Genomic DNA, 18,350 nt, shown 5'->3' on the forward strand with positions numbered 1-18,350 from the left:
ACCATAGAAGGTTAGAACCACCTGATCCCATCCCGAACTCAGCAGTGAAATGACCGATCGCCGATGGTAGTGTGGGGTCTCCCCATGTGAGAGTAGGTCATCGCCAGGCACCATTTTTACCTTGAGTCCGCTCAAGGCTGCAAACCCCGATAGAGCAATCTGTCGGGGTTTTTGCTTTGTGGAGAAAGATTGTTACGGTTGGATCAACAGCTTCACGTGCCTGAATAAGGCTACCAAAGTTGCTATCGGTATGGGGCCAGCCTGTCCAGCATTCGATCAACGGCTTCAAGTGCTCTCACAAGGCGACCGAAGTGGCCACCGGTATTACCATCTGCCCAGCATTCCTTGCCCTCATCCTGGCAGGATGGAATGTAGTCCTGGCACATGACGCTGGGCGTTGTATGAAAAGGGGTGATATCCATATCTAAATACCCCTCGGGATGAAAAATGCGTCCTTTGTATATTCCCTTCATAGCCACAAAACCTTGGAGGTGCTTATCTCCTGTTACAAGGTCTGGTGGAATATCGTCATGTGAATAACAGGCAATAAAACCATTGACGTCATGTTCATATACCTGGATTACTGGCATCCCGCCCCTGCCGATTCGTCTTGCTTTACCTGTTTTCCATGGTTGAACCGTCTCAGCAAAGCTGAAAAAACTAATGCAGAGTAGTGTTGCAATGAATACTTGCAGGTGCGTTTTTATTGGCATGGGTGTGATCCTCAGTAGGTTTTCAGAGAGTTTGATGCGAGGACAGTACCTTTTGTTCCCTGCAATGGTGATAACAGATCGGTCAGTGGTGCTAACATAATCATTTCGTTTTTTTGGGGGGCATAGTTATTTCTCCTCAGAAGCAGAAATTTTTATCCTCAATTTCTCGCAATCCTCGCTACGGGGTCGCCTAGACGGACGCTTAAGTCCGACAGGCTCCTGGCAGATATTTATAGGTATTGGGTAAAATATGAACTGGGCGTCACTGGCTGAATCAATGGAATGAAACTGGTTCTAAGCTCTGAGGATTGTTGGGGAAGTATGAAGCTTTTCGTAACCGGGTTGCTCTGTTTGACGCTCTCCACCTTGGCGGTTGCAGATACAATGTCGAATGGAATCTTTCAGTTAATCAACCAGCGGTTGAATTATATGCAGGATGTTGCCTTATTCAAAGCCATGAACCATCGTGCGGTCGAAGACCTGGCCAGAGAACAGCAGGTGCTTGAGAAGGCATTGGTCAATGCGCAGCAGGCAGGTTTGCAACCGGACTCTATTGCTGATTTCTTCCAGGCACAGATGGATGCTGCCAAGGCGATTCAATATCGCTATATGGCTGACTGGTTATCTACACATCCTGAAAATAGTGAGTATCGGGATTTAGCTTCTGAGGTCAGGCCAAAGATTTTGGCGCTTGGTGATGAAATTGTGGTGAGAATCAGCGAATACCTGAAAGGTGGAGGGGCTTTTGACAATAAACAGCAGAAAGACTTTGTCAGAACAGTAAATACCAGGCATCTATCGGAAAACGATAAAAAGAAAATGTTTGAAAGCCTTCAGATGATACGTCTAATCAAAAACTAGTGCTTATCAATAACAAGTTCCGTGTAGCCTGTGGATGAATCAAAAGCCCTTGAGAAGCTCAGCTGTGGATAACTGTGAATAATCATCTCAGCAGTACTGTCAACGATATTTCCTTCTAGCAGATGCCCTCCAAAAACATGCCCTTTAGCATCAGCCACAGCCATGTGGATATGCTGATGATCCGGTGTCAGTGTTCCCATTATAGAGACGATTTCAAACGAACCTTCGGCCGCTAACGTAGTTTCTGCGCCAGCAAGACGAAGGTTTATTCTGGACAGACTGCCAACACAGGATACCAGTGAACCTGCAGAAATCCGGTGCTTGTTAACCAGTTCCTGTACGGCTGTTTTCAGGTCAGCGCCCTGAGTAAGGCGATTAGCTATTACGGAAATGCTCATTGATTTATTATATCCCCCGATCTCTCAATCAACTTATCCTTTTCAGGATTTATGTAAAGCCCCGTTAAACGGGGCTTTGCTTTATACACAGGCTTTTATGCAGCCTGTTGAGAGTTCATTTGGATGGGTACATTCAACCTGTTCACCAGGAAGTTTAGCAACACCCCATACATAGGCAGGAAGAACAGCATGCTGATGGCCAGCTTGTAGCCGTAGTCCACCAGGGCAATTTCCATCCAGTGTGCCGCCATGAAGGGGTCTGATGAACCGGCAAAGGCCAGACTGAAGAAGCTGAGGGTATCAATCAGGTTGCCAGCAATGGTTGAACAGGCCGGTGCCACCCACCACAGGGCATTTTGGCGCAAACGGTTGAAAACGGTGATGTCCAGGATCTGTCCAACCAGGTATGCCGCAAAGCTGGCAACGGCAATTCTGGCAACAAAGGTATTAAAGCTGGCCAGGCTTGCCAATCCCTGAAAGGTTCCATCCACGAACATGACTGACACCAGGTAGGAGATCAGCAGGGCCGGGAACATGGCGGTAAATATGATCTTCCGGGCCCGCTCAGACCCGTAGATTCTTACGGTCAGGTCTGTGGCCAGGAAAATAAAAGGAAAGGTGAATGCTCCCCAGGTGGTGTGCATACCAAAGAATTGAAACGGTATTTGTACCAGATAGTTACTGGCAGTGATGGTCACGATATGAAATATCGATAATAAAAGCAGAATGTTCAGGCCGCGATTGCTGGTTTGCATGGCAAGTCCTTTTTAGTTGAGGTGAGGGAACTCAGGCGCAGTACCAATTATTAGTACGTTAGAACCATTAAAAATGAGCAGTATTCTATCGGGATTTACAACGTTGGACCAAGTGATAATTTTTGTATGATGCTATTTTGATCAGGGCTGACGATGTATCTGGAGCATCTGTATGTGACCAGCGTCTCTCAGGTATGGGTTTAGGATTCCATGGGCAGCCAGGTAAAACTGTGCTATTTTTCCTGCCTCATATAATAACAATAATGGAGTAGTATCGATGCTGATCTGGTTAAGGAGAGGCTTCTTTCTCCTTGTATCAATATCTCTGTTGATCATTCTTACGGCGTTTGTTCTTCTTCGCCAAAGTCTCCCCATGTTGGAGGGTGAAGTGAAGGCTCCCTTTCTGAATGCTGCGGTTACGATTGAGCGGGATGCTCAGGGTGTTCCCCTGATATCCGGCAGTGATCGTATGGATGTTGCCTTTGCTACCGGTTATCTCCATGCCCAGGAACGATTTTTTCAGATGGATTTGAATCGACGCAACTCTGCGGGTGAACTGTCTGAACTGGTGGGTGAACTGGCGCTGGATCACGATAGACGTCAGAGAAAACATCGTTTCCGCAAGGTCGCTCAGCAGGCGGTTGAGATTATGAGCGCTGAACATCAGGCTCTTTTGAAGGCCTATACCGATGGTGTCAATCATGGCCTGAAAGATCTTGGACAGAAGCCTTTTGAATATCTGTTGCTGGGTGTGGAGCCTGAGCCCTGGAAAAACGAAGACTCTTTTCTGTCGATCTTCAGCATGTATATGGATCTCAATGATGATGAAGTAAAACTGGATAACCTGAAAGGCTTCCTCAGTCGTGTAACCGTACCTGCTGTTATCGATTTTCTTTCGCCACTGAAAACCCGCTGGGACTCACCAATGCAGCCTGGTGAGTTGCCGGATGTGCCAACTCCGGGGGCAGAGCTGGTTGACCTGCGCAGTAAAGAGGCAGAGCTCTATGCCAATCTGGGTGGAACGACGCTGGAAGACAGTCTTATTGGCAGTAACAACTGGGCGGTATCCGGAGAGTTAACGGACCATGGTGGAGCCATCATTCAGGATGATATGCACTTGAGCCATCGGGTGCCCACCATCTGGTATCGGGCTTCTTTGAGTTATCCACACCCGGACCGACCAGAGGACAGGGTCAGTATTACCGGAGTCACTTTACCGGGCACACCGTTTATTGTGGTTGGCAGCAATACCCATATCGCCTGGGGATTTACCAATACTGCTGGTGACTGGGTTGATCTGGTGGAGCTGGATATTGATGATGGCCAGTACATGACCAATGATGGCCCAAAATCCCTTGAACGCTGGACTGACACCATCAATATCAAAGATCAGGAACCGGTTGTCGTTGAATATTCAGGCACCCATTGGGGGCCGGTGGTTGATTCGGCCTACGACGATACGCAATATGCCCTGCGCTGGACTGCCCATCGTCCGGAGGCGACCAATGTCAATCTGGTGAGCCTGGAAGTTGCCCGCAATGTAGAACAGGGAATGGCCATTGCCAACCGCAGTGGAATTCCACCCCAGAACTTTACGGTGGGTGACCGTGAAGGGAATATTGGCTGGACCGTTGCCGGACAGATTCCAAACCGTTCAGGTATCGATTCCACTTACCCACTGCCCTGGCAGCAGGCTGATGATAACTGGGATGGCTGGCTTCCGGATGTGCATTATCCACGCGTATATAACCCTGCGGATCAACGGGTCTGGACTGCCAATGCCCGTATCGTAAGCGGAGCAGACTACGACAAGATGGGCAACGGGGGTTATGCCCTCGGACCCCGGCAGCTACAGATTCGTGATGCGCTGATGGCACTTGAGCGTGCTGATGAACAGGCGTTGCTGGAGATTGCCCTGGATCATCGTGCTCTCTATATGGATAACTGGCGGCGGCTGGTGCTGGATACACTCACTGAAGACGTGATGGCAGGGAATCTTTCCCGGCAGACGTTTTATCGTTATGTGAGCAACTGGTCTGGTAAGGCTGCCACTGACGATGTTGGTTACCGTTTGGTCCGTGAGTATAAAGATGCTCTTAAACTGAAGATCATGTCGTCATTGGGACGCTACTTTCTGTCCCTCTCTTCAGAAGCCAAAGAGGATGTAGAGGATGGCTTTATGCAGAAGTTAAACCATGAAAGCGAGATGATATGGCGTCTTTTGGAAGAACGTCCGCTACATTGGCTGAGTCCTCAGTACGAAAATTGGGATGAGTTGCTGCTCGAAACCGTGGATCAGGTAGTGAGTGATCTCGGTGGCGAAGATCAGCTGGGCAATGCCACCTGGGGACAGAGAAATACCGCTGATATCCGCCACCCATTGAGTGATGCCATTCCTGTTTTTGGCAAACTGCTGGAGATGCCCGCCGTACCTCTTTCTGGTGATGTCTGGATGCCCAGGGCCCAGCGTGCCGATCAGGGGGTATCTGAACGGCTGGTGGTGTCTCCCGGGCGTGAAGATGAAGCAATATTTCATATGCCGGGTGGTCAGAGTGGCCACCCGCTCTCTCCTTTCTTTAGCGCAGGTTATATGGACTGGGTGGAAGGGAAGGCCAGTCCGTTCTTACCGGGTGATGCAAAATATACCCTGACTCTGACGCCTTAAATCCCCTGAAGCTTGTCCTGATAACGGTCTTTCCGATGAAGTGAAAGACCTATCAGGGCAAAGCTGGCGATTCAGTTTTGAAATTAGATGGATGTCAATTTTGCTGAGGGAAAAATGAAGAGGGTAGCACCGCCACAGTGTAGCGGTGCTGATTTATCAGTCTGTAATCATCAGTTGCTGGCGATCACCTGCTCCCGGGGAGCATAGGTTTTCTGAACATACTCTTCGATCAGTTTCTTATAGTCTTCAGCGATATTCTCGCCTTTCAATGTGGTGAACTTCTCACCATCAACAAATACCGGGGCAGAAGGTGCCTCACCGGTACCCGGCAGACTGATACCGATGTTGGCATGCTTGCTTTCCCCCGGACCATTAACCACACAACCCATCACGGCAACTTTCATATTCTCCACACCGACGTACTGGTGGCGCCAGTTCACCATTTTACTGCGCAGGAAGCCATCCACTTCATCGGTCAGAACCCGGAAGAAGGTGCTGGTGGTACGACCACAGCCAGGACAGGCAGTCACTTCCGGAGCAAAACTGCGAACGTCCAGGGCCTGAAGGATCTGCTGGGAGACAATCACCTCTTTATCGCGGGAGGCACCGGGCTCTGGCGTCAGGGAGGTGCGGATAGTGTTGCCAATACCGTGCTGCAGGAGAATGCCCATGGCGACACTGGATGCCACAATGCCCTTGCTGCCCATACCGGCTTCGGTCAACCCAAGGTGCAGGGCGTATTCACACCGATCAGCCAGCATCTGGTAGACGCTGATCAGATCCTGTACCCGGGAGACCTTACAGGAGATAACGATTTTGTTGGCACCGAGACCACGCTTAACCGCAGCATCGGCACTGGTCAGGGAAGACAGGACCAATGCTTCATGGAGGATTTCCTGGGAAGACTTTGGGTTGGCGGATCGGGCATTTTCATCCATCAGCTGGGTAGAAAGCTCTTTGTCGAGGCTGCCCCAGTTAACGCCGATACGCACCGGTTTATCGTATTTGATGGCAACATCAATCATGGCATTAAAGCGGTCATCCTTCTTATCGCCAAAGCCGACATTACCAGGGTTAATTCTGTACTTGTGCAGCAGCCTGGCGGTTTCATCGTACTTGGTCAGCAGGAGGTGACCGTTGTAATGGAAGTCCCCGACAATGGGTACATTGCAGTTGTGTTTGGCCAGACCTTCATAGATTGCCGGAATAGCAGCCGCTGCTTCCTCTGAATTCACTGTTACGCGAACGATTTCAGAGCCTGCATCCGCCAGCAGGCGAATCTGGTCAATGGTTTTCTGGACATCCGCAGTATCGGTGTCCGTCATTGACTGAACCACAATGGGAGCATCACCGCCAATGGTGACGTGTCCAACCTGAACAGCATGGGTTTTATGACGCCTGTCCATAAACGTTGTTCTCCAAGTAATAAAAATTAGAAATAATCAGTGTATCAGAACCTGAAGACTTTTCCTGAGCGGAAAACCGAAGCATCCTGTCATGGTTGCCCATGCTCTCTCTGGGCAATGACCTTGGACTCCTGCAGGTTAAGACTGAGGGAGGCCATCTCCTGAGATGAGAGCATACGTGCAGGCTGGTCTTCCAGCAGACTGTAAATCACGCGATAAGCCATGACATTCTGGACGTACTTACGAGTTTCATCGTAGGGAATGGTCTCAATCCAGATATCCAGTGGCAGATGCCCTCTCTGTTTCTGCCAGCGTTTCACCGGAGTACTCCCGGCGTTGTATGCCGCTGTTGCCAGAATTCGGCTGTCTTCAAATCGTTTGGACAACCAGGCAAGGTGGGTAGTTCCAAGTGCGATGTTAATTTCTGGTTTAAACAGTTCTGACTTCTTTCTATACGGTATTCCGGCCTTTTTCGCCGCCTGCTTTGCGGTTGTCGGCATCAACTGCATTAACCCCATGGCACCAGCACTGGAGCGCGCCATGGGATGGAAAGCACTTTCCTGACGGGCAATGGCCAGAACCCAGGGATAATCCAGCTTACGTTTTTCTGCCTGCGCACTGAAAATATCAGCGTCCGGTGTCGGGAAGCGGAGGCTAAGGTCGTCCCAGAGTGTTGCCCGGGCAGCCGCCATAATCGCCTGATGGTGCCATTCCCATTGATGGGCGAGATAGGGAATTAACTGTTGCTGGGTTTTATCCAGGCTTGGGGTTATCCGGTTCAGCTCCATCTGGGCGTTATAAAAGCGCTTATGGTGCAGCCACTCACGAATACGTTTAAAACCCGGGTAGTATTGCTTGAGCTTGTGCAGATCCTGCTGGTGAATGGCTTGTTGCTGGTGATTCAGTTGAAAGGGTTGTCCTTTCAGGTCTGCCACCAGAAAAGCGTAAAAGTTCCGCTCCTGGCCCAGCGCGCTCAGTGTTGGTGTTTGCAGCAACATGGGTTTACTCGGCATAGGCATCCCGACCAGCTGATAGCTTGCCTCCTGAAACTTGAGCAGGGCGACTTCATTCCAATAGCGCCAGCGGCTGCTGTTTCTGATAGTCGCTGGCAGATGTTCTAACAGTATCAGGACTCTTTCCCAGTCCTGATCAGCCAGTGCCAGTCTGATTCGCCACTCGGTGACCTTTTGGTAATGGAAATCGGGGTCAATGCTGGCAATAATTTCTTCGGCGTTGTCCACAAAGTTCTTGGCCGCTTTCATCGCGATCCGCTGGTCGACAGCGGATCGCTGCTTCGGGGAAAAAGGATAGTGGTTGCGCATTGACAACCAGGTGCTGACGGCGAGGTCCAGATCTTTGGTAATCAGTTTTTTGATGCCATGAAGCATAATGATCCGCTGATGTTCCAGGTCACCATTAAAGCGGGCGGTATGAAGTAGTTCGGGATGTTTGTTGACCTCCCAGAACAGCTCTGTTGATACCTTGAAAGACGTATCTTTAATTGACTTATTCAGGTAGCGGGCAAGGGACAGGTTGTTTTGCTCAGCAGCCATCCAGAAGCGGGCAATAATCAGGCTTTGGGTGAGTTCGCCAGAGGCTTTCCAGCTTTCGAATAACGGATCGCAGGCCTTGTGTTGTGACTTGCCTTTCAGCCAGAGACTTTTTGCCTCCAGCCAGGCCTGTTCGGTCTGTCCCAGTGCTTGCAGGGCTATGCCTTTCAGGCACTGATAGCGGCCGCCATCATCCTGCTGATAGGCAGCAAGATAGGATTGCCAGCGCTGGTTACTGGCCAGATGCCGCAGCCATTTGTACCGGAGCTGGCTGGTTTGCGGTAAATCGGGGTATTGGCTGGCAAACTGGTCAATATCGCTCTGGTTGATACGTTCGAGATCGTTGGTGAGGCTAAGGTACTCAAGGTAGGGAGCCAGAGGGTAATCACTGAGTTCAGATCGATAACTCTCGTAAAGTTTATGGTCCCCTGTCTTCAGTGCTTTTTCAACGCGCTTGAACAGCATCTGCTGCCGTTCTGACTCGTTAGCCAGGCTGTATGTGGGGAGCAGAAGTGATGTGGCCAATGAAAAAAGGAGTAAGCAATGAGATAACTTGTTCAACATAACGAAAGCTTCAATCTCTATGATCCCTGTTAGTGACTGCGTAAAACGTCCTGTTTTACTTTTGGTGTGATAAAAGCACTGGCCGTGAGTCACTTACCCTGCGAAAGCATTGACGGAAGTTTGGTGAACGTCTCATGGCAACTCTTTATACATTGTTATATTTTGTCAGCTTAGAACAGTCAATCGGCAGATTGATAACAGGGTGTAGCGGCTGCGCGTAAAGTAGCGTTTTCCCGCAGCATGGGATGTTTTTTATAATTTTTATTGTTTGCAGAAATATTCCAGAAAAGATGCATGAGGTGCAGTGATTATGGCAAAAGAGACTACTGTCCGGGCACGAATTGATGAGCCATTAAAGCAGGAGGCCGAAGAGATTCTGCGCCGACTCGGGCTAACCACTTCCCAGGCCATTAATATCTATTTCAGTCAGATTGTGTTGCAGCGGGGTATGCCTTTTGACGTGCGTCTGCCAGAAGAGCCCGGAAGAAAATAAGGTTGACCAGACTTGTCGTAAAGCCATGCAAACCGGTTTGGCAGGATCGGGTTCAGCCGGGCGACCATATTATTATCGTCTTTGACATCATGGTGAAGTAATGATTCGTTTGTGTTCTATCGATGAGCTTCAGGATCCCGGTAGCAAAGGCTTCCGTAATGAGCGTGGACATATCTTTGCCGTACGTAAGGGCGATCAGGTATACGTCTACGAAAATAGTTGCCCGCATTTTGGTATTAACCTTGAGTGGCAGCCGGATCAGTTTCTGGATTCTGAAAAGCGGCTGATTCAGTGTGCCACCCACGGTGCCCAGTTTCTGATTGAGACGGGGGAGTGTATAGCAGGACCTTGCCCGGGAGACCGGCTGACTGCCCTGGAGTGCGAAGTCATTGAGGGAGTTGTTTACCTGAAATAATACCCATTTAACATGCCATCTACGTTACTTGTGTCCCGTGGGTATCGCTGGTGATATGAACGACGGCATTACCCTGGAGTGTCTCGCAATGCCCGAAGATACAATTGGCTGGATAATGCCAGCACCCCTGGATTGAAAATCGGCAGCTACCCGAAACGAGTCCATGTCACTTTTTGCAGCTTGTACGATTTGCCAGTGACTTGCTCTTTCTTCCATTCGATCACTTCAACATTATCAAGAAAACGATCGCATATCGGGCTGGGCATTTTGCCATACGTCCAATAATCCTTAAGACATTTTTTTTTCCAAATCGATTCAATAGCCAATAGATCATTTTTGAAATCATCAGCCCAGGGTTGCAGGTAACTGTATGCGAGAACGCCAGCGTTCGTTGCCAGTGTTGCCAGTGTTCTGGTGGATATGTTTCTGCCTTCCCGAATGCATTGCACCAGACTTAAGCTGGTGCCCAGGGTGCTAGAAAGAGCCATGACAGCACGGGTTCGCCACTTTTTCAGAATAGAAGAATTAACAACATCAGTACTGAGACTGACGGCCGCTGCCAGACCAACCCCTGCCAAACCTGTTGCCATATTGCCAATATTCATGGCGTCTCCCGTTTTCATTAATGACACCTGATCTGACACTTAAACACAGTAAAAGGTTCCTAAGACCAAATGTTTTATGCATCAATGCTCCTGATCAATTATTTATCAAGGCCTTTGTGTCACACTGAGGGAAAATGATTAGAAGAGATGGACCATGAATTTAGACAACAACATGCTGGTTTCTGATGCCATGCGTAACAGTGTTGCCGGACAGATCGAAGCGCTCAAATCACTGGAAGCCAGAATCAATAGTAGCTTTACTGCAGCCCTCGAGTTGTTGGCCGAGTGCCGTGGACGCGCCATCCTGTTTGGTGTGAAGCAGTCTGGCCTGGTGGGGCAGAAAATCGCTGCAACGCTTGATGCAACAGGCTTGTCTACGCATATACTGAATGCCGCTGAAACCTGGGAAGACAATCTGAGTATGATTGGCCCCGGTGACGTTATTATCATGTTGTCGTACAGTGGCAGGACTGGGGAGCTGCTACGGCTTTATCCGGCAATTCGGCAAATGGGTAACAAAGTGATTGCCATTACCGGTGATCCGGTGGGGCCGGTTGCTGAGCAGGCGGATATTGTGCTGGATGCCAGTGTGGTTGAGAGTCGTGAAGACCGGGAGCAGGCCCCCACGACCTATACCACGGTTTTGCTGGCTATTGGCGACCTGTTGGCTGAAACCCTGATTCGCCGACGCCTGTTCAGTTCCCCGCAAGCGCAGCAAAGTGACCAGAAAATGGTCTGGGTCCGTGATGTGATCCGCCGTGGTGACCTGGCAACAGTAACCCCGGATTGTAGTCTCACGCAGGTCATGCAGACCATGACCAACCATCGAACCAACCTGTGTCTGGTCATGGAAGGCGATTTACTGTGTGGCATTATTACTGATGGTGACCTGCGCCGTAATCTGGCGGGTGTTGAGAATCTTAAGGGTATCAATGCAAGAAATATTATGAATGGTGCACCGGTCTGCGTTCAGGAAAATATCAGTGCTGAAGAGGCCCGGCTGTTAATGAAAGAACAGGGAGTTCATACGCTGGTGGTGAAAGATCGTGACCAGAATGTGGTGGGTCTGCTGAATGGATAAAATTGACCGTGACATATTACGGGAGTTGCAGGAGGATACGACTCCCTCGTTGGCTGAACTGGCTGAAAAAGTCAGTCTGTCTCCAACACCCTGCTGGAAGCGCATTAAGCGTCTGGAGGCTGAAGGCTATATCACAAGGCGTGTCGCCCTGGTCAATCCTGACAAGGTTGGGTTAGGGGTTTCTGTTTTTGTTCATATTAAAACCCGTCATCACAACAGTGAATGGCTGGCGTCTTTTAGCAAGGTGGTGGCCAGCTTTCCGGAAATTGCTGAGTGCTATCGAATGAGTGGTGAATACGACTATTTACTCAGGGTTGTCGTAAAAGATATTCAGTCGTTTGATCGCTTCTATAAGGCACTGGTCAACAGCGTGGAGGGACTGACCGATGTAACCTCCAGTTTCGCCATGGAACAGATGAAGTTCACCACTGCGCTTCCTCTGTAAAGGGAGCAATACGGCTCCCATTATTACAATCTTTGCAGAGATCAGAATCGACAGGCGTTCACAGAGACGAGTTTACCAATCTCCAGGACGGCATCGTCATAATGCAGGTTTGAATCATAAATCATATTATCCAGTTGAACACGGTAATAACCGTTGCTCTGCTTAAAGAGACGGCAGTGTGGCTGTTTCAAATCACTGGCTACATTGACTCTCAGGTTGTAATAGCCCCGACCAAAAAGTTCAACGAAGCTAATGAATCTGTTGTCACCGGGCTTGAGCTGGATGGTATACGTGGAATGGGCCACGGAATCTTCATAGCTGGGCGGTAAATCATTATGGTAAGCAGGTGCTGCAAGGTCAAAAGCCCCGGCTGACAGTACAGTAGTACAAAGTATCAGGGAAAATAGCCTGAACAGTGAGTAGGTGAGTTTCATGGAATCAGTCCTTGTAAATTATTCAATTAGTAAAAATTAAAGGGTTTTCACTAAAAATCAGACTGATAAATTGGAAAATAGTTCCTTATTGAAACATTAAGAGAGTGAATGTAGAGCCGAAATGGTTTCCCGAGCCAGTCAGATTCTTAATATTAGTAATTTAATCAATAGGTTATAGCGTCCTGCTCCTTGGCCCTGTGATGAAGGGCCGGGTCAGGATTTTTTAAGCTGTGCCCAAGGACATCAAAATGTACAGGAGTTCACCGATACGAGTTTGCCAATCAATAAAACGGCATCATCGTAGCTGAGATTGGACTGATAAATGGTGTTGTCCAGTAATACCCGATAATTATCATCGTAGTCATGCTGCCTTAACAGGCGGCAATGAGGGATTCGTTCAGCTATGTCGTTATGGTAAAACGGATACCGCCTGGTTGGCTTGGTTCTATTAACCCTGTTAGTAGTAGCCACTTTGATTCTTATTGACGTATAGCCCTCACTGGAAAGACGAAAGATTTCACTCATACTGATTTCCCTGTCATCACCCGGTTTCAGGTGAATCGTATAGGTAGTTGCATCTTCATAGCTGGGCGGCATATCCAGATACTGGGCAGCAATTGAGAACTGTGCAATTGAACACAGTGACAGCGTCACTATAAATGTCAGTAAACGTTTCATGGGTAGCAGACCATTCATTAAATGAGATTGAATCAGCGGCCACCACAGCAGGGAATAGAACCCCGTATCACAGTCCAATTGACTTTTTATGCTGCAGCAGGAACGCCGTTAGAAAAGTAGACCATTTGGGGAGGATTCGTTTATTTGTTTCGGTTGAAAGGTTTCCCAAGTTGATTGTCAGTATAACTTGCCGCCTTGTCAGAGCAGCGGGACGAGGGACAAGCTATATTAAGGAACTTTGTTAATCGGATGTAGCCGTGAATTCGTCACTGTCTGTAAATGCCCTGACCAGGCGATCGATGGGTAGGGGTGGCAAGCGACCTCCTGATTCTCCAGTTTATTCATCCATTCGAGCTAACGCTATTCGCAACCATTTACCCGGTTGTGCTAATGAGTCGCCCAAAAAAGACATTAATCAAACCCTGTTGGGTAAGAGGAAGGTTGATACTGCGGAGAGTAGCCTGTCCGAGAAGCTGGGTGCCATTCCTGTTATCCGGGTGGGGCTGGCCGAGAGTCCCGGCCAGGGAGACCATTCGGCTGCATTCAGTATCATCGAAGGGCTGGCTCACCTTGGCTTTAAAGGCAGGGTTGAGCTGGTTCTGAAATTTAATGGGGAGGATGAATGGCAGCGGATGAAGGATAAGCTCCGGTTATTCCTGCCAGAATTTAACCCCGGGAATGATGGCGTACAGACTTTGCATTATTCTGGCCTGGTGTGTGAGTGCATTCCTTTTAAACAGTTGGCGGATCATTGCACTATTAACCACAGACCTTTGGAGCAACCCCTTGGTTTCTGGGCCATGAACGGTAACCGCTCATGGTTGGTGTCAAAAGTGGCGATTGTTATCCCGCCCTTCAAATGGAGCAACACGACGCCCAGAATCGAGCGGTGCAATGGCATGCATCAGAACCTGGACCTTCCGGCGCTGGCAAACTATCAGACCGCTTATTTATCGCAAAAACCGGATATCCCGGCGCTAATGAAGGGCGACTCAAGAGCCGCCAGCCTGATAAAAATCCTGAGAGAGACGGAAGCCGGCAGAATTCATTTGCTGCCACTTTATGGTATTCACCATCATGCCCTGGAGCCTGCCCATGACGTGATTATCAGAAGATTGCTGTCAGGGGTCGTGAAAAGCCATACCTCAGAGTTGGAGAAAACGGTTGTTTTGGTATTGAGTCCACTGGCAAGCCTTGAACGGCTCCGGGTATTACAAAAATCGTTGCAGGTGCCATTTTATGATTTGCAGAACAGGGAATGGGAGAACTCTGTTCATGAACCTGTCGAGCTTCTGTATTGTGGCCCGGTACCCAAACCATTATTTGAATGGATCAGCAGTGTTGATCGCCCCCTGATTCAGGAAGGGGCTAACAGCGCTACGTTTATGAATCTGCTGGGCAAGGCTTATCTGCCTTTGCGGCCTGATGGTGATACTCCGCTGCCTGAGCTGCCTGGCTCACCCCCAGCCAAAAAGCAGTATGCTTCTGCCGTGCATAACCCTGTTGCCAGTGTTGAGCGAGCAAGAATTGAGCAGCTTGGCAGAAGCCTCACCCATGATTTGCAGGCATACAACTACTATTCTGTGGCGCTGGACCTGTGTAAAAAGCTAAGGCCATTGTTATCCCCGATAGCAACTCAGGATTTGGTGTCCGGGTTTGCAGGAATGGTTGGCGCCAATCATTTTGCTGAATCACACTTTCGTCCATGTCTCCTGGAAGCGATCACGTATAGCAGTGGGTTGTTGAGTGAAGACCAGCAGGAATGGCTGGCATGCCTCTCTCTGGCCAATAGTCTGTTACCCGGGGCGATTCCTGAAGTCCTTAAGGTAAAACTCATAGGGTGTGGCAAAGAGTTACGAAGAAACAACGTGAATTTGGAGAAGCTGATTGCTTATCGCACTTCAGGTTTAAATATGCCCGATCTCAGATCGCAACTTGCCCCCCTGTCTTTCAGACGTTTTGATGTTTTCAGGGCAACGACTGTGGAGTGTCCTGTGAGTACGGAAGATGCTGGACGCGATATAGATGTGAATGAGTTGGTTGGTGATATTTGTGATAATTTTTCACTCTTGATTCCCACTTTATTTCAGATCCTCAGGGCGGATTTTTCCGATGATGCCTTACTGGCGTCATTGTTCAGGGATGGGGACGGTCGACAAAGTCTGTTGGATAAAATTATTGGGCAATTGTTTTATGGGAACATGACTTATGATGCAGAGATAAGATCGCTTCTTGAGCCAAAGGCAGGCAGCCCTGATGATGACCTGGCGTTGTTTTTGCGAGGTGAGTTTGGAGGGACTTTCTTCCAACAGGTGCGTGAACTGATGATGGAATCCAAAAATAATGCAATTTATTGCGGCCTGGCCAAGTTGACCGGAAAAGACTGGAATCTGATATTATCCGAAGGTGTTGCTACAAATTCAGTCAGTTCTGATCAACTTTAGATTTTGATTTAATGAAGAGCCACTGATTGCTTTTCGTAATTTTTTCATGTTCTCTTTTAACTACTTATGCATCAGCGGATACTTCATAATCGGGCTCCTGAACTTTAACTGCAGCGGGAAGTTTCAGAAACAAATTTTTGTATTCCTTATGCAAATGATTGTGGAGTTTTGAACAATGATCCATAACAGTATTGCCTTGTTTGTCTTTGATATGCATCAGCTTGAAAAATGTTTCAGGACCAAGTCTATGAATTAACAGATCACCGATTTCATCACGGGAAGCTTCACAGGAAAAGAATTTGTGTAGAGGTGTGCAGCCGTCGTTGTCTTTTAGTTTAAGTAACTCAACTAGCGGAAGACCATTTGCAATTAGTTGACATAGCTGCTCCATAATATACTTTTGTGATTTTGGAAACATACTGCCCAAAGAACGTGTTGTTTTTGGGGGAGTTACCAAAAGTACGTGTAAAGGGGTTGAGCCATCGTTTTTCAAACGACCTTGCAAAAATGAGAGTAGTTCATAGTTTTGATTCAGCCATTCAACGGTATTAACGAGTTCGTTCGGATCTATATCTGTACAGTAAAAAAAGTCAGCTTCAAACAGGATATGCAATAAATTTCCACCGGTCGCAGGATTTATTTTTTCAAGAAAGGAGCTGCCCGAATCACCCAGGGTATCAACGATAGCTTCAAGGATATTTTTACAACCAAGCAGATGTAGAGAACGCTCATCCTTTAAAGATAATAAGAATTCCTTTATTTGTTCCTCACTCATCATGCTAATCATTCCCTGGAATATCTGCTTATTCAAGAGGGCTTCCTTTTTTACGGTTTTCTTATCTCTAATGTCTCGGAATTTATCAGGAAAATTTATTTTGTGGTAAGCTATGTCAAATCGATTCAGGGCTGTGGTTAGGGGACACTTTTTTTCTTGTTGCGGTCTTGTAGCCCATTTAACAAAAGTATCTTTATTGCCTGATTCCTTCTGCAATGTAATCAGGTGAGGAAGTTTTTTCGTCAAGGTTTTTTCATTGTAGAGACTATGTTCAAGTGTATAGATAACAGATTCTGTGCATTGGGATGGAGTTTTCTGACTGAAAAAATGTTCAATATCCGCCTTTGTTTTCTTACCAATATTCAATAAAAAACATTTGCGATTATTGTCAGATAGGTCGCGTTTTAATTCTGAATCACTTATTTGTTTGAAGTAATAGTCAGCATCGTCAAAGCGTCCGGCTGCTAAGGCATGGCTGTTCAATTCAGCAGCAAATGAATTTCGCAAGGCCTCGTTAAGGGTGTTCTCGAACCTGTTTTTGATGCATTGCCACTGGTCCTCATCATCAAGTATGTGCTGCAACAGGGTTGACTGGTGTTTGGTTTTGTAAAGCAGTAGTTTAATTTGTAATTCCGGATCCGCAATCTTGTTCCAGAGAAATGCAGCAAAGCGCATATCATCCCTGTTCATGGCATCTACAATTGGAGTTTGCTCTTGTGCCCGTGTCATGTATTTATGTTTGGTACTGTCGGTTGTCTGATCCCAAATAGATCCATCACCAGCAATGATCAGATCCTGTTGGTTATCATCCATATCACGCAGCATGTACTCTATATTTTTTTCATCAGAGTCAAGATGCCACTTTTGAAAGAAGGAGTGACCTTCCAATGTGCAAATCGAAAACACCTGCAACCTGTGTAATGGATTACAGAATGCCATACAGAATTTGACAGCGTTATCAGGCTTCTCAAGTTCAAGGCACTTTTGTATCAGTGAATCACCCGTTTCCGCTTGCGCTGTAAAAAGGTCAGCTTTCTGACCATCATCCAACGTTTCAGTTAATATAAACATCAATTCATCACTAGAGTAGTGTTGGTTTGAGCAGGCCCATAGCAAAGGCGATTTATTGGATTTTCCGGTAAAAAGTAGAGCGTCAAAGCGTTCCTGACTGGTCAGGGTATTTAACAGGTATGTAATACGATCATGGTATTCTTCTTTAGTGAGCTGGAACTCTCCATAGGGCTGTATAAGATCATTGCACATGAACTGTAGTAAGCTTTGATCCATGTCGGGACTCCCCGTCAGGAGTTTTTTTATCAATTGCTTGTTTTCATGAATGACGGTCTCCAACAGATAGGCATTTTTGTTATAAAGACAGGTAAATGCAAGGGGAGAAGCAAGATCATTAATGGGTTGGGTGACCATCTCCAAAAGGGTTTGCCTATCTAATTTCTCTTCCAGCTTCCTGAATAATGGCTCATCCATAACACAGCTTACTGAATGTAATAACGTTAATTTGTCATTGAAAGATTCTAAAAGTGCATGCCGGAGTTCTTCCGAGGGTAGCCGGTCAAATAAAACCCGGTAAAAAATACTGCCTGCCTTTTGGGAGGTGCAGGCCAATTCCAGAAGTGAATCCGGATATCCACATTTTCCCCCTGATTGGGTGGGGCGGGTAACAGTGAACAGGCTTTTAATCTGAGCATCACTGAGATTATTTAACTGGGCCTCAATGTTCAGGGTGTTTTGTTTCGCAAGGGAATGATAGATACACTCGAAATGATCACTCCATGGAAGCATTTTGTTGGGATTGTTGTTTTTAGAGTAGAAAAAAGGTGTGAAACTAGTGACTGACCTGCCATTGATTTTCTCTTCAGGGCAGCATCTGACAGCAGAGTTTAATGATTGCTGCTTGCATGGGGGCGAATCATCTGAGGCTCCTACCTTCAGTACCCTTTTTGATCCTTTAAATGTAACCTCTGCTTCTGAATTCGTAACCTCTTCTGATCCAGTATATGAATTCACTGGGAGACTTGAAGTTAAACGAGTATGCATAGAGAAACTTCCC

At 47.6% G+C, this 18,350-nt stretch carries 16 protein-coding genes and 1 rRNA gene; 8 read left to right on the plus strand and 9 right to left on the minus strand.

Annotated elements, in window-relative coordinates:
* Positions 1 to 109 (plus strand): 5S ribosomal RNA (rrf, locus tag J7438_RS14565); the annotation flags it as partial.
* A 133-nt stretch (positions 110 to 242) separates the two neighbouring features.
* On the opposite strand, the gene J7438_RS14570 is transcribed toward rrf, so the two are convergent.
* The gene (locus J7438_RS14570) at positions 243 to 713 is read right to left on the minus strand and encodes a hypothetical protein (RefSeq protein WP_209203242.1); all 471 of its coding nucleotides are present in this window, start codon (positions 711 to 713) and stop codon (positions 243 to 245) included.
* Positions 714 to 1,034: 321 nt separating this feature from the next.
* On the opposite strand from J7438_RS14570, the gene J7438_RS14575 reads away from it, so the two are divergent.
* Complete coding sequence (locus J7438_RS14575; protein WP_209277113.1) at positions 1,035 to 1,574, plus strand: chorismate mutase; 540 nt, start codon at positions 1,035 to 1,037, stop codon at positions 1,572 to 1,574.
* Here the strand turns inward: J7438_RS14575 and J7438_RS14580 are convergent.
* Positions 1,571 to 1,972 (minus strand): PPC domain-containing DNA-binding protein, encoded by a 402-nt coding sequence (locus tag J7438_RS14580; RefSeq protein WP_209203240.1) that lies wholly within the window; start codon positions 1,970 to 1,972, stop codon positions 1,571 to 1,573. The two genes, J7438_RS14575 and J7438_RS14580, sit on opposite strands and share 4 nt — an antisense overlap.
* Before the next feature lie 95 nt (positions 1,973 to 2,067).
* Positions 2,068 to 2,727: a 7-cyano-7-deazaguanine/7-aminomethyl-7-deazaguanine transporter gene (locus J7438_RS14585; RefSeq protein WP_209203239.1), complete on the minus strand. Its 660-nt coding sequence runs from the start codon at positions 2,725 to 2,727 to the stop codon at positions 2,068 to 2,070.
* Positions 2,728 to 3,055: 328 nt separating this feature from the next.
* Between J7438_RS14585 and J7438_RS14590 the strand changes: the two genes are divergently transcribed.
* Complete coding sequence (locus J7438_RS14590; protein WP_209277114.1) at positions 3,056 to 5,392, plus strand: penicillin acylase family protein; 2,337 nt, start codon at positions 3,056 to 3,058, stop codon at positions 5,390 to 5,392.
* A 170-nt stretch (positions 5,393 to 5,562) separates the two neighbouring features.
* Here J7438_RS14590 and ispG read toward each other — a convergent pair whose 3' ends face one another.
* Complete coding sequence (ispG, locus tag J7438_RS14595) at positions 5,563 to 6,798, minus strand: flavodoxin-dependent (E)-4-hydroxy-3-methylbut-2-enyl-diphosphate synthase (protein WP_101748237.1); 1,236 nt, start codon at positions 6,796 to 6,798, stop codon at positions 5,563 to 5,565.
* Between the two features lie 89 nt (positions 6,799 to 6,887).
* Positions 6,888 to 8,873 carry a transglycosylase SLT domain-containing protein gene (locus tag J7438_RS14600; protein WP_209277115.1) on the minus strand — a complete coding sequence of 662 codons (1,986 nt, stop codon included), beginning with the start codon at positions 8,871 to 8,873 and terminating at the stop codon, positions 6,888 to 6,890.
* Between the two features lie 349 nt (positions 8,874 to 9,222).
* Here J7438_RS14600 and J7438_RS14605 point away from each other — a divergent pair, with 349 nt between their 5' ends.
* Together J7438_RS14605 and J7438_RS14610 are read left to right on the plus strand one after the other, a co-directional pair.
* Positions 9,223 to 9,405: a type II toxin-antitoxin system RelB/DinJ family antitoxin gene (locus J7438_RS14605; RefSeq protein WP_209203235.1), complete on the plus strand. Its 183-nt coding sequence runs from the start codon at positions 9,223 to 9,225 to the stop codon at positions 9,403 to 9,405.
* A 100-nt stretch (positions 9,406 to 9,505) separates the two neighbouring features.
* Entirely contained in the window at positions 9,506 to 9,820 is a 315-nt protein-coding gene (locus J7438_RS14610) for a Rieske (2Fe-2S) protein (RefSeq protein WP_209203234.1), read from the plus strand.
* 146 nt (positions 9,821 to 9,966) lie between these two features.
* On the opposite strand, the gene J7438_RS14615 is transcribed toward J7438_RS14610, so the two are convergent.
* Positions 9,967 to 10,443 (minus strand): hypothetical protein, encoded by a 477-nt coding sequence (locus J7438_RS14615; protein WP_209277116.1) that lies wholly within the window; start codon positions 10,441 to 10,443, stop codon positions 9,967 to 9,969.
* Positions 10,444 to 10,579: 136 nt separating this feature from the next.
* On the opposite strand from J7438_RS14615, the gene J7438_RS14620 reads away from it, so the two are divergent.
* Both J7438_RS14620 and J7438_RS14625 read left to right on the plus strand, forming a co-directional pair.
* Positions 10,580 to 11,506, plus strand: coding sequence for an SIS domain-containing protein (locus J7438_RS14620; protein WP_209277117.1), 927 nt, complete (start codon positions 10,580 to 10,582; stop codon positions 11,504 to 11,506).
* The gene (locus J7438_RS14625) at positions 11,499 to 11,951 is read left to right on the plus strand and encodes an Lrp/AsnC family transcriptional regulator (protein WP_209203231.1); all 453 of its coding nucleotides are present in this window, start codon (positions 11,499 to 11,501) and stop codon (positions 11,949 to 11,951) included. The genes J7438_RS14620 and J7438_RS14625 overlap by 8 nt, the downstream gene beginning before the upstream one ends.
* A gap of 41 nt (positions 11,952 to 11,992) precedes the next feature.
* Here the strand turns inward: J7438_RS14625 and J7438_RS14630 are convergent, their stop codons facing one another.
* Together J7438_RS14630 and J7438_RS14635 are read right to left on the minus strand one after the other, a co-directional pair.
* The gene (locus J7438_RS14630) at positions 11,993 to 12,385 is read right to left on the minus strand and encodes a hypothetical protein (protein ID WP_209203230.1); all 393 of its coding nucleotides are present in this window, start codon (positions 12,383 to 12,385) and stop codon (positions 11,993 to 11,995) included.
* A gap of 243 nt (positions 12,386 to 12,628) precedes the next feature.
* Complete coding sequence (locus J7438_RS14635) at positions 12,629 to 13,063, minus strand: hypothetical protein (RefSeq protein WP_209277118.1); 435 nt, start codon at positions 13,061 to 13,063, stop codon at positions 12,629 to 12,631.
* A 299-nt stretch (positions 13,064 to 13,362) separates the two neighbouring features.
* Here J7438_RS14635 and J7438_RS14640 point away from each other — a divergent pair, with 299 nt between their 5' ends.
* Positions 13,363 to 15,507 carry a hypothetical protein gene (locus J7438_RS14640; RefSeq protein WP_209277119.1) on the plus strand — a complete coding sequence of 715 codons (2,145 nt, stop codon included), beginning with the start codon at positions 13,363 to 13,365 and terminating at the stop codon, positions 15,505 to 15,507.
* A gap of 64 nt (positions 15,508 to 15,571) precedes the next feature.
* On the opposite strand, the gene J7438_RS14645 is transcribed toward J7438_RS14640, so the two are convergent.
* Positions 15,572 to 18,337: a hypothetical protein gene (locus J7438_RS14645; RefSeq protein WP_209277120.1), complete on the minus strand. Its 2,766-nt coding sequence runs from the start codon at positions 18,335 to 18,337 to the stop codon at positions 15,572 to 15,574.
* Positions 18,338 to 18,350 lie beyond the last annotated feature (13 nt).

Source organism: Thalassotalea sp. G20_0, assembly GCF_017744175.1.
Taxonomy (GTDB): domain Bacteria; phylum Pseudomonadota; class Gammaproteobacteria; order Pseudomonadales; family Endozoicomonadaceae; genus Endozoicomonas.